Source organism: Achromobacter spanius, assembly GCF_003994415.1.
GTDB lineage: Bacteria > Pseudomonadota > Gammaproteobacteria > Burkholderiales > Burkholderiaceae_B > Achromobacter > Achromobacter spanius_C.
On the sequence record NZ_CP034689.1, the window covers coordinates 3699501 to 3710423 of the forward strand.

At 64.7% G+C, this 10923-nt stretch carries 8 protein-coding genes and 1 pseudogene; 2 read left to right on the top strand and 7 right to left on the bottom strand.

Annotation, left to right across the window (positions count from 1 at the left end; genetic code table 11):
* Nucleotides 1-167: 167 nt before the first annotated feature.
* A pseudogene (locus ELS24_RS16850) lies at nt 168-1127 on the top strand (hypothetical protein); the annotation flags it as partial.
* A gap of 59 nt (nt 1128-1186) precedes the next feature.
* Here the strand turns inward: ELS24_RS16850 and ELS24_RS16855 are convergent.
* The 7 genes from ELS24_RS16855 to ELS24_RS16885 form a co-directional block, all read right to left on the bottom strand.
* Nucleotides 1187-2080 carry an alpha/beta hydrolase gene (locus tag ELS24_RS16855; protein ID WP_127184771.1) on the bottom strand — a complete coding sequence of 298 codons (894 nt, stop codon included), beginning with the start codon at nt 2078-2080 and terminating at the stop codon, nt 1187-1189.
* A complete protein-coding gene (locus ELS24_RS16860) occupies nt 2077-3969 on the bottom strand; it encodes a caspase family protein (protein WP_127184772.1) in 1893 nt (630 codons plus the stop codon). Before ELS24_RS16860 ends, ELS24_RS16855 begins: the two co-directional genes overlap by 4 nt.
* 161 nt (nt 3970-4130) lie before the next feature.
* Nucleotides 4131-6095: a TRAP transporter large permease gene (locus ELS24_RS16865; RefSeq protein ID WP_127184773.1), complete on the bottom strand. Its 1965-nt coding sequence runs from the start codon at nt 6093-6095 to the stop codon at nt 4131-4133.
* Complete coding sequence (locus ELS24_RS16870) at nt 6092-6718, bottom strand: TRAP transporter small permease subunit (protein WP_127184774.1); 627 nt, start codon at nt 6716-6718, stop codon at nt 6092-6094. The genes ELS24_RS16865 and ELS24_RS16870 overlap by 4 nt, the downstream gene beginning before the upstream one ends.
* A 19-nt stretch (nt 6719-6737) precedes the next feature.
* Complete coding sequence (locus ELS24_RS16875; protein WP_050446654.1) at nt 6738-7862, bottom strand: TRAP transporter substrate-binding protein; 1125 nt, start codon at nt 7860-7862, stop codon at nt 6738-6740.
* 269 nt (nt 7863-8131) lie between these two features.
* Nucleotides 8132-8764: a DUF6923 family protein gene (locus tag ELS24_RS16880; protein WP_205736913.1), complete on the bottom strand. Its 633-nt coding sequence runs from the start codon at nt 8762-8764 to the stop codon at nt 8132-8134.
* Nucleotides 8765-8795: 31 nt separating this feature from the next.
* Nucleotides 8796-10025 (bottom strand): helix-turn-helix domain-containing protein, encoded by a 1230-nt coding sequence (locus ELS24_RS16885; protein WP_127184776.1) that lies wholly within the window; start codon nt 10023-10025, stop codon nt 8796-8798.
* A 172-nt stretch (nt 10026-10197) separates the two neighbouring features.
* Between ELS24_RS16885 and ELS24_RS16890 the strand changes: the two genes are divergently transcribed.
* On the top strand, nt 10198-10917 hold the full coding sequence (locus tag ELS24_RS16890; RefSeq protein WP_127184777.1) for a DUF3348 domain-containing protein: 720 nt from the start codon (nt 10198-10200) through the stop codon (nt 10915-10917).
* Nucleotides 10918-10923 lie beyond the last annotated feature (6 nt).

Genomic DNA, 10923 nt, shown 5'->3' on the forward strand with positions numbered 1-10923 from the left:
AGGCACCTAATTATAAGAAGGCAAGGCGCGGCGTTAGCCGCCGATATTCCCCACGATCCACCACGAGCCCCCTGCCGCTATCATCCCGATCTTCCCCCCAAGCGATCCGCCCATCCCGATGATCCCTTCAGGACCTGGCGCAAGCCGGCATCGACCCCGACACGCCGGCTGCCGCCGCCGCCACCTGGCAAGGGCGGCGCGACGCCGACGGCTATCGCGGACGATGGATCGACGCGCGCACGGGCAGGCAACGTGCGTTCACGCTGCGCCGCGTGGCCCAGTACGATCCCGACGCGCTGGCGCCGGACAGCGTGCAAGCGGTTACCGACGCGATCAGCGGCGGCACGGGTAGCGGTATCGATCGCGGCGTCGGCATCAATGCCACCAACGCCCCGTACGAAACCCTGAAGCTTGCGGGTTTCGCCAAACCGGCCGGCCCCGACAGCGGCACGGGCGCAGTCGCCTACCGTATGTGGCGCGATCCGCGCACCAAGTTCAGCTACCCGCGCCTGAGCCGCCACCCCGACCCGCAAGTGCTCACGCGCGTCAACCACCTGCTTGAACAACGCCATTGGCAGATGAACCTGGCCGCGCTGGCTTGCATGGCGTCCGCCTATACCGACGACAACCCCGCCGCCGGTACGCTGGGCAGCTATGACGACGAAGCCATCACGGTGCAGTGGTTATCGTCCGCGCTGATGACCGTGACCGAGTCCGGCAGCCTGTACTGCGGTGGCGCGCATCCCGATAATCATTTCGAGCCCTACACCTTCGACCTGCTGCAAGGCGGCTATCTGGATTGGAACCGTGTGCTGGACGCATACGTGCCGGGCGACAACGGATGGCGCCAGGCAAGCCCCGCCCTGCTTGCGCTGGTGGAGAAAGCCCGCGCGCCGCTGGCCGGCGCAAAGATCGAGAACACGGAAGAGGCATCGCTGAAGGAATGCTCTGACCTTTGGCCCAGCTATCTGGCCTTGGGCACCCAGGCGCCGGGCGTGCTGACCCTGTCAGTCTCCGGCGTGGGCCACGCGATGGGCGTATGCCTGGGAACGCACGCAAGTGTGCCGTTCAAGGACCTGACGCCGTATCTGGCGCCGGGCGGGCAGGCTTATCTGGTGGGTGAGTAACGGCGAATAGCGGGGTTGGCGAACAGCGGGGTGGGCGCATGACGGACCTAAGCGCTTGATTACTTTATCAGCGCATCGTGAATACGGCGGGCAATGACCGGATCATCCAGGTAGCCCTCGATGCCGTGCTGATTGCCGGTATGGTTGGCAACGTCGGTCTTGTTTTCGATAGGCGGATTGACCCGGAAATTTCGCTGGTCCAGCGGGTACAAGGCCACCACGTCGTGCGGGTCCAGCGCGTTGAACCAATTGCCCACGCAGGTCGGGTGCGACACGCCGCCCAGCCGGTCGCGTATGGCCTTGATGCCCAGCGGCGAACCCAGCGTAATCAAGGTGGGCACGCGCCACCCAGCCTGGGCGGTCGTTTGCCGCAGCATCAGATAGGCAACGATGGTGCCCAGTGAATGGGCCACCACCACCTTGTCCGCCGGGTTATCAAAGGCGAGACCGACGCCGCGATGAATGACCGTGCGCACGTTGGTCTTGCGCAAGTACATATAGACGTCATGGGTCAGCATGCCGATCAGCGCGCCGCCGCCCGGCATGTGCTGGTCGATCGTGCGCAGCACCGCGTGAACCCAGCGCCAATTTTGCACGCCGCGCTCAATCACCATCGGCTCGCCGTCGCGCGGGATATTTCGGTTGATCTCGTCCTCGCCGATCCGGCAGGCCACGATATATTCGTCCAGCAAGTCCAACAGGAAGCCCGAAGCGGCGGCGTCGTCTTGCGCGCCGCGCACGATGATCTTCGCCGCCGAGTGCTCGTCCACGCCGCGCACCAGGTCCCTGAGCGTGTCGCCATAGAAAGGGAACCGGATCCGTTCGACAGGAATGGGCAGGGACAGCCCGGCTTTGCCCAGCCCCCGCTCCCAGGCGGCAATCCACTCGCGCTTGAGCGTCTCGGAGGCTTGGTCGTGTTGCGATCGGCCGTGGATCAGCACCAGCTCTTTCATAAGGTCGGCGCCGACATCGAGTAGGCCTCGGCCTGTCCGGTGGAAGGCTCCAGCCACCCCGCCAGGCGCTGCATCCCTTGCGGCGAGTAATGCGCCCACAACTGGCCTGTGTCGTACTGGCGCAGGCTGCGCAGTTCGGCAGGCAGCGTGTGCCCCAAGGCATCCATCAGAACCCATCCGGTTGAAAGCAAGGGCGTGGCGGGCATGAAATCAGTGGGCGTGTAGGGGCCACGCAGCAGGTCGCGCGACAGCAATGCCAGGTCGAACAGATGGACGCCCAAACGCTGGAACATGTAGTCGCGCAACTCGCGGATACGGTCAATTTCGCCGATCTCGCGATAGGCGTAGGCTGCGTAAAGGGCCAGGGCGGGATCCAGGAATTGCAGCTTGGCCATGCGCTCGTCCAAGGCCTGCGCGCTGGTCTTGTCGACTTCAAATACGTTTTGCTTGGCGGCTTCCGCCACCACGGCGCGCAGCCACTGAAGCTGGCGCATATCGTCGGTGTCGGCCTGGGCGTACAGCGGGTCGTAGTGCAGCGCGATGCGTTCTTCGGCGTCCCATCTCAGCGTGGCGATGCATCCGTTGAAAAGGGGGACCAGGAAGCCCGAGCCGTCGTGCAGCTGCACCAATGCCTGCTTGGGCGTCCAGAGATCCGGGAATTGCCAGGAGTCGAACACGACGATGTCCTGGCCGCCGTTCGCGCCGACCGTGCCGAAGCCGGGCATGATGGCGCCATCGTATTCCAGACACGTTACGGTTAGCACCCGTTGCCCGATCGCGACCAGACCGGACGCCTCCAGCTCGGGAATACCCAGGCCAAGCGCCCTAGTCGCCTTTTGAAGCACGTCCCGGGCTTGTTCACCCAGAACATCGAGCGACGGAATTTCCAGGTTGGCCTCGTCCAGCGAATGACGAAGCACATGGCTGACCAAGCCTTCCGCCGATAACAGCGACAGGCCGGGCGAACCCAAGGCGGGCGCACCGGACGGCGCATGCCCGTCTCCTGACGCTCCGTCTTTGCTTGCCTGCCCCTTGGCGTCCGGGAGCCCGCTGTGGGAACCGTCGCCGAAGGACGCACCCAGGTTTCCGAACGGCCCATCGCCCGTCTGGGAAATTCTGGGATCAAATCGCGCCAGCCAAGCTTGTTCGTCCGACAGGATGTACGCGTCGGGATCCTGATTGATGGTCGGAGAAAAGCCCTGCGCGCGCAGGTACTCGGGCACAAGCGTCTTCAACGCCATCTGCAATGGCCGCGGCCGGATGAAGCCGGCCGTAGCCACCTGGGGTTTCGCGCCGCGCAGCACCTCGAACAGCACCTCGGTGTAAGCGGCCTTATACACGCCGTTGGCGCCAACCCGAACAGGAACTTCCAGTGCCGGCGCACCCAACCTGGTAGCGTAAAAGACATCGACCCAGGACGAGTCGTTCACATCAATAGAATTGGGAAATATGCCAGCGCCGTGCAATTTCGTATGGGCCACGTCTTTCGGCACGGTGCGGCAGGCGTCTGAAATGAACACCACATGGCGCACGCTGCCGAGTTTCGCGGATTCTTGGCTGACAAACAGGTTGACGGCCGCATTCAGGTCATTGGGGGCATCGGACAGATGCCAGAACTCCCCGCGGCCGTCCATGGAGCCGTGTCCGGAGAAATAGACAATCAACTGTTCCACCGGGTCCTGCTCAACAAAATGCCGGACCCAACGGTAGATCTGATGAGTCGTCACAGGCTCCCCCGCGCCGTCCGTGATGCGGGCAATGCGGTCTGCCGGAATGCCCTGCCCGCGCGCCCATTGCTCCATCAGGTCCACGGCGCTTTCCACCGCTTCCAGACGGCCCAAATGGCCGCGCGTCTGGCTAACGCCGATAAGAACGATTGCCCGATCCATGCCGTCTCGCCTTGACGCGCCGTGCGCGCCTGTGCCCAAGCGTTTACCTGGATGCAGGTCTTTCAACCCGGCCGCCGAAAAGAGTACGCCCGGGGTCCCCGGGCGCACAATGATGCATGGGCACCGGGTAGCAAGCGCTGCCCCAGGCCCCGGCGCTGCGCCTAGCGGTACAGCACCGTCGGCAGCCACATCCCGATTTCCGGGAACATGTACAGCAGGAAGATCGCCACGATCTGGATGCCCATGAACGGCATCATGCCCAGGAAAATCTGGTTCAGCGTGACGTGCGGCGGCGATACGCCTTTCAGATAGAACGCCGACATGGCCACGGGCGGCGACAAGAACGCGGTTTGCAGGTTCAGCGCCACCAGCAGGCCGAAGAACAAGGGGTCGATGCCGAAGGTGTTCAGAAGCGGCACGAAGATGGGCATGAAGATCACGATGATCTCGGTCCATTCCAAGGGCCAGCCCAGCAGGAAAATAATGGCCTGCGCCAGCAACAGGAACTGGATGGGCGTAAGGCCCAGCGACAGCACCCATTCTTCAATGATGCGCTGGCCGCCCAGCAGCGCGAACGCCGCCGAGAAGATGGACGACCCCACGAACAGCCAGCACACCATTGCACTGGTCTTGGCGGTAAGGAATACCGATTCGCGCAGCACCGGCAGGTTCAGGCGCCGGTACGCCAGCGCCAGCAAGGCGCCGCCCATGGCGCCCATGGCCGCGGCTTCGCTGGGCGTGGCCAGGCCGAAGACGATGGAACCCAGCACCGCCGCGATCATCACCGCCAAGGGGAAGAACGAGCCCATCAGCATCTTGAAGATCTCAAGGCGCGCCCAGGTCAGCGCGGCGTAGAACACCACCAGCATCACCGCGCAGATGGCGGCGAAAATCCAGAAGCCGGTTGGCGCGGCGACGGCGTTGTCCTTGTCTTCAACGGCGGCCGAGGCGGCGGCAGCGGCGGGCTCGGTGGCGGGTTCGGCCTGCGGCGTGCCGGGCGGTTCCGACAAGCCCCCTGAACCGGCATCCGACAACGGCGGCTCGGCCAAGCCATCGACCGGGGGTTCGCTCAGACCGGAATCAAACCCGCCCGAATCAAAGCCGCCAGAATCAAAGCCACCGCCCCCCAATTGCAGTTCAGCGGGAATCTCGTATTCCACCACCGGGCGCGTCAGCCCATGGTGCACCACCGCCACCAGCAACACGGTCACGGCCAGCGGCGCCAGCACCGTCGCCATGTTGCGCAGCATGAAGCCGAACGGCACGCCGTGGTTGCGGCGGCCCTTGAACATGGCGGCCACCATGCCGGTCAAGGCGCGCGTGTATCCGGCGGCGGCCAAGGTCTTGGTTTCGGGTGACAAGGGCACGCCGCGCTCGCTAACCGGCAAGGGCGGCGCCATGTCGGGGCGCAGCTTGGCCAGGATGATCACGTAGCCCATATACAGCGCGGCCAGCATGATGCCGGGAAACAGTGCGCCGGCGTACAACTGCACCACCGACACGCCCGTGGTCGCGCCGTACACGATCAACATGACCGACGGCGGCAGCAAGATGCCCAGGCAACCGCCCGCCGTGATGGACCCGGCCGTCAGGCGCACGCTGTAGCCGGCCTTCAACATGGCGGGCATGGCCAACAGGCCCATCAACGTCACCACCGCGCCGACGATGCCGGTGGCGGTGGCGAAGATGGCGCAGGTGGCCAGCGTGGCCACCGCCAGCGCGCCGGGCAGACGCGCCAGCGCCAGGTGCATGGACCGGAACAGCTTTTCAATCAGGTTGGCGCGTTCAACCAAGTACCCCATGAAGACGAAGAGCGGAATTGAAATCAGCGAATCGTTCGTCATGGTCGCGTACGTGCGCTGCACCATCAGGTCCAGCGTCTGCCTGATCGAGCGGCCCGCGTCGTCGCTTTGCAGGTAGTACGCCAGAAACGTGAACAACACGCCCATGCCCATCAGCGTGAACGCCGTGGGAAAGCCCAGCATGATGGCCACGACAATCAGCGCCAGCATCAACAGCCCGATGTGCCCCTGGGTGATCTCGCCCCATGGGGTCAGGAAGGCGATCATCGACAGCACTATCCCGATGCAGGACAGGCCAAACCACAACGCCTTGTGGATTTTCATCGGTGGGGTTCCCGGGGGGTGGTCACGTAACGGTCCAGTTGGGCGATGTCTTCGTCCTTCACGTGCACCATCTTCTTCAGCTTGTCGATGTCCACTTCCTCGACGTCTTCTTCGCGTGACGGCCACGTGCCGCGCCGCAGGCACAGCACGCAACGCAGCACCTCGGCCACGCCTTGCAGCAGCAGCACCGCGCCCGCCACGGGAATGAAGGCCTTGAAGGGATAGATGGGCGGCCCGTTGGCCATCAGCGACGAGTGCTCGCCGATGGCGATGGAGTAGCTGGCGTAATACCAGCCCGCCCACACCAGCGCGATCACGCCGGGAAAGAAGAACACCAGGTACAGGATCAAGTCCAGGCCACCCTGTACGCGCGGCGGCAGGAAGCCGTAGAGGATGTCGCCGCGCACATGGCCGTTCTTGGCCAGCGTGTAGGCGCCGGCCATCATGAAGAGGATGCCGTAATACATCATCTGCATGTCGAACGCCCAGGCGCTGGGCTTGTTCAGCAGATACCGCGCCGCCACCTCCCAGCACACGTGCAGGGTCAGTACGACGATCAGCCAGGCAAAAGTCTTGCCGACGAAGGTGGAGACGCGGTCTATCAGACGGACGAGACGAAGCATCGATGGGCCTGGGTTGGGGTCAGGCCGGCTTGCTGCTACGCGAGAAATAATGGTTGTAGGCCATTCGGAAATTGACCGAGGTATCCCCCTGCCAACGCCCCACCCGTTCGGCGAAAGCGCGCTGCGATTCCAGCACTTTCTTGAACAAGGGGTTCTCGGCCGAGCGCTTGGCGATCATCTCGTCCCAGATCTTCAACTGCTGCTGCAGGATGGCGTCGGGCGTCTTGTAGAACTTGACGTTGTGTTCCTTCTGCAGCTTGATGTAGTCCTGCGAGTAGCGGTTCGCGGCCTTCCAGGACATGTCGGCGCTGCTGGCCTGCGCCGCATAGCTCAGCACGTGCTTCAAGTGCGGCGGCAGCGCGTCGTACTTGGCCTTGTTGAACAGGATTTCGAACTGTTCCGCGCTTTGGTGAAAGCTCTGCAGCATGCAGATCTTGGACACGTCCTGAAAGCCCAGCGCCAGGTCCGACGATGCGTTGTTGAACTCGGCGCCATCCAGCAGGCCGCGGTCCAGGGCGGGCACGATTTCACCGCCCGGCAAGGCGTTCACCGCCAGGCCCATGGCGGTGTACATATCGATGGCCAGACCCACGGTGCGAAACTTCACGCCCTTGACGTCTTCAACCTTGGTGACCGGCCGCTTGAACCAGCCAAAGGGTTGCGTGGGCATCGGGCCATACATCAGGGACACCACGTTCACGCCCATGGCCTTCTGGATTTCCGTCAGCAGGTCCTTGCCGCCGCCGTACTCATGCCAGGCCAGCAGCATGTTGGCGTCCATGCCAAACGCGGGCCCCGAGCCCCATAGCGCCACGGCCGTGTTCTTGCCGTACCAATACGCCACCACGCCATGGCCGCCGTCCAGCGTGCCAGCCGACACCGCGTCCAGCAGGTCAAACGCCTTCACCACCGCGCCCGCCGGCAACACCTCGATCGTCAACTGGCCGCCGGCCATGTCGTTGACCTTTTGCGCGTAGTCGCGGGCGAACTCGTGGAAGATGTCGTTGGCGGGCCAAGTGCTTTGGAACCGCATCGAAATGGGCGCGTTCTGCGCCCGGGTGACAGCAGGAAAACCCAGTGCGGCGGCGCCCGCGACGGCAGCGCCGGAAATGAACTTGCGGCGGGGCTTTGTGACGTGTTGCATGGCTTCTTGTCTCCTTGGTGGACTACATGGGACCAGCTTGTAGTAACTGCACCTGCGAGGACGCGGGGGATCGCCTGCTGCGCGCTTCCCTGTGTCGGGGCTACGACTGCTTTGCAACTTTGTGCTGATTAAACCTGCCTGACTAACGGCTGACAATCAGCTTGTTGTCGGGAATTACCCTACAGGGGGGCTAGTGCGTTTGAAGGGGATGTTGCGCTTGCCCGACCTGCCGCGCGGCCAGGCAATGTGCATGCCATCACGAAGCAGGCCTACTCGGGCCGACGCACCGCCCTGACCTTGCCGCTGTTGCCGCCGCCGCAGAAAAAGCGGCCCGCGCCATCTGACTCCAGGCCCGACACGCCCACGCCCGCGGGCATGTCAATGCTTTCCAGCACGGCGCCAGTTGCCGGGTCCAGGCGGCGCAAGTCGCTGTCGTCGTTCTCCCAGGTGCCATGCCAGAGTTCGCCGTCCACCCAGGTGACGCCGGTCACGTAGCGGTTGGAATCTATCGTGCGCAGCACGCGGCCGGTCTCCGGGTCCACTTGGTGGATCTTGCGTTGCTGGTATTGACCAACCCACAGCGAGCCATCGGCCCAGGCCATGCCGGACGCTTCCGCGCCGCCGGGCGCGGGAATAGTGGCGTGCACGCGGCCGTTGGCCGGGTCCACCTTCAGAATGCTGCCGTCCGAAATTTGATAAAGGAATTTGCCGTCGAAGGCGGTGCCGGCGTTGGCCACCATGTTCAACGTGCGCTGCGTTTCGCCGCTGTCGGGGTCCAGGTTGATTAGCTTGTCACCCGTGGCAAACCAGATCTGGCTGCCGTCGTAGCTCACGCCATGCACGGCGTCGACATCAGGGAAAGGACCATACTCACGCAGGATTTGGGCTTGGCTTCGTTTCATGTCTGGCTCCTTGTAATGGGGTGAATCCATGCTACAGGCCGGGCACCAGCGTAGGGAGTAACAAGCTTGTCGTGAATGCCGGCACGGCCGGTGTCGTCCAGCGCCGCGCGCGGCCATGGCCCAGCGGCTGCGCCTGGCCCGACGCCGCCAGCGCATCCAAGGCGCGCTGCACCGTGCGCTGGCTCGCGCCCAGGGCCAAGGCCAAGGCCGAACTGGACCACGCCTGCCCGTCCACCAGACAGGCCAGCACCGCCGCGTGATCGCGGTCCGCAACGTCGACGGGACGGGCAAGCACGATGACCTGCGTGTCCGCATGCGGGCGCAGCACAAAGCCATGCCGCGTGGCATTCACGTCCGCCATGCCTTGCATCGCGGTGCGCAAACGCCCAATTTCCACGCGCAGCCGCACCCGATGCGACTCGTCTTGAAAGCCGGTGCGGAAGGCGCGGGCGATCAGCAGTTCGCGGGTCACGTCCTGTGGCCAGGCCTCGGCCAGCATGCGCGCCAGCGTGAACAACACGGGGCGGCTGGCCAGTGGCGCCGTCTGGCCGTTCTGGCGCAATACGTTGCGGCACGCATCGATGATCAGCGCTGGAGACGCCAGCAGCGTTTCCACTTCGTCCAGCAAGAGATCCCGCGCGCCGTCTTGCGTGACCAGACGCGCGGCCGGCGCGCGCAGCGTCTGCACCGCGTGATCCACCTCGGCCTGCAAGGCGGCAATGCCCGCCTCACGCGCAGCGTGTTCGGCGCGCGCCAGTGCCGCTTTGGCACGCGCGGCCTGCACGCGCCGCAGCGCGATGCCGGCCGCGATCAGTTCATGGATGGCGCGGGACGCGGCCGGCACGGCGTCGCCGTCCACGCTGGCCAGCGTTTGTTCGGCATCGTCCAGGCGGCCCAACATCAATAAGCGCCGCGCCGCCAGATACGCGGCATGCGCGGCATTGACGGCATCGCCCTGCGCGGTCAGCGTGGCGCGCGCGGCCGCCAGCGATTTCTCGGGCCAGGCCAGGTCACGCGAGGCCAGCGCGACTTCGGCTTCGGCCACGATGCAGCGGGCGCGCGCCACGGCATGCGCCGGCCCAAACGCGCGGGCCGCCTGGCGCAACAAGACCTTGGCCCGAACGAAATCGCCCAGTTGCGCCATGGCGATGCCGCGCAAGGCCAAGGCAGGCGCATCATCACGCAGCGCAACGTGGTTCAGCGCGGTCAGCGGGTCGCCTGCCGCCAGGGCGCGCGCGGCGCTTGTGATCAGCAAATCCATGAATGTCTCGCCACCTTCAACCCTTGCCCATGCCGGTTGCGACTGAATCTACCACTGCCCGTGGCGCGGATGCGGGGATGCCCATGCGGCCCCATTTATAAGCCGGCGCCCGCCCACCCGCCCTTCAGCCGCCTGCCAGCGTGTAAACTCCCCCCTTTTTGACTCTGGTGGTATGTTGCAAGCCCCACAGCGCACAGGTTTAAGCGGCCCGACGCTCATTCGCTTGCTGACTCGCCTGACGGATGTCGACGTTCCGGAATCCAGGCAATCTCTGTCCGACCATTTGAGCCAGTGGCTCGGCTGGACGGACGCGATCGCGCTGTCCGCGGCGCTGACCACGAGCCCGCCGGTTATCGCCCCCGGCGCGCGTCTGTTCAGCAGCGCCGAAGAGCGTGAATGCGTGCGCGTGCGCACGACGCTGGCCGACGCCATCGCCAGCGATACGGCGGCCACAAGCGCCAAGCGGTTCGTGCCGGGACAGGCGCCTGCCAAGCCGTCGGCGGCGGTTGAAGAAGCCCAGGCCGATTACTCGAATTTTCGTCAGCGGTACGTGTCCTTACAGCACACGATGGAGACCAGCGTGGGCAATTTGCGCAGCCGCCTGCGCGGCATGGTCGCCGCCCGCAATGGCGAGATGACGCGCCTGGCCGTGGTGGACGCCATCATGGACCGCGCGTTGCTGCCCAAGGAACGCACCCTGCTGGGCGCGATCCCGAAGCTGCTGCAAGAGCATTTCGAGCGTTTGCGTCTGGCCGAAGAAGCGCAAGAGCCCGCCACCCCAGGTGCGTGGCTGGACGTATTCCGCAAGGATATGCGCAGCGTTCTGCTTGCCGAATTGGATGTACGTTTACAACCGGTGGAAGGGCTGCTTGCCGCCCTTCGCGCCAGCTAACCAGGA

Excerpts from the sequence above, each read along its gene's own strand:
- ELS24_RS16855 (WP_127184771.1), bottom strand. The coding sequence starts at position 2,080 with ATGAAAGAGCTGGTGCTGATCCACGGCCGATCGCAACACGACCAAGCC.
- ELS24_RS16860 (WP_127184772.1), bottom strand. The coding sequence starts at position 3,969 with ATGGATCGGGCAATCGTTCTTATCGGCGTTAGCCAGACGCGCGGCCAT.
- ELS24_RS16865 (WP_127184773.1), bottom strand. The coding sequence starts at position 6,095 with ATGAAAATCCACAAGGCGTTGTGGTTTGGCCTGTCCTGCATCGGGATA.
- ELS24_RS16870 (WP_127184774.1), bottom strand. The coding sequence starts at position 6,718 with ATGCTTCGTCTCGTCCGTCTGATAGACCGCGTCTCCACCTTCGTCGGC.
- ELS24_RS16875 (WP_050446654.1), bottom strand. The coding sequence starts at position 7,862 with ATGCAACACGTCACAAAGCCCCGCCGCAAGTTCATTTCCGGCGCTGCC.
- ELS24_RS16880 (WP_205736913.1), bottom strand. The coding sequence starts at position 8,764 with ATGAAACGAAGCCAAGCCCAAATCCTGCGTGAGTATGGTCCTTTCCCT.
- ELS24_RS16885 (WP_127184776.1), bottom strand. The coding sequence starts at position 10,025 with ATGGATTTGCTGATCACAAGCGCCGCGCGCGCCCTGGCGGCAGGCGAC.
- ELS24_RS16890 (WP_127184777.1), top strand. The coding sequence starts at position 10,198 with ATGTTGCAAGCCCCACAGCGCACAGGTTTAAGCGGCCCGACGCTCATT.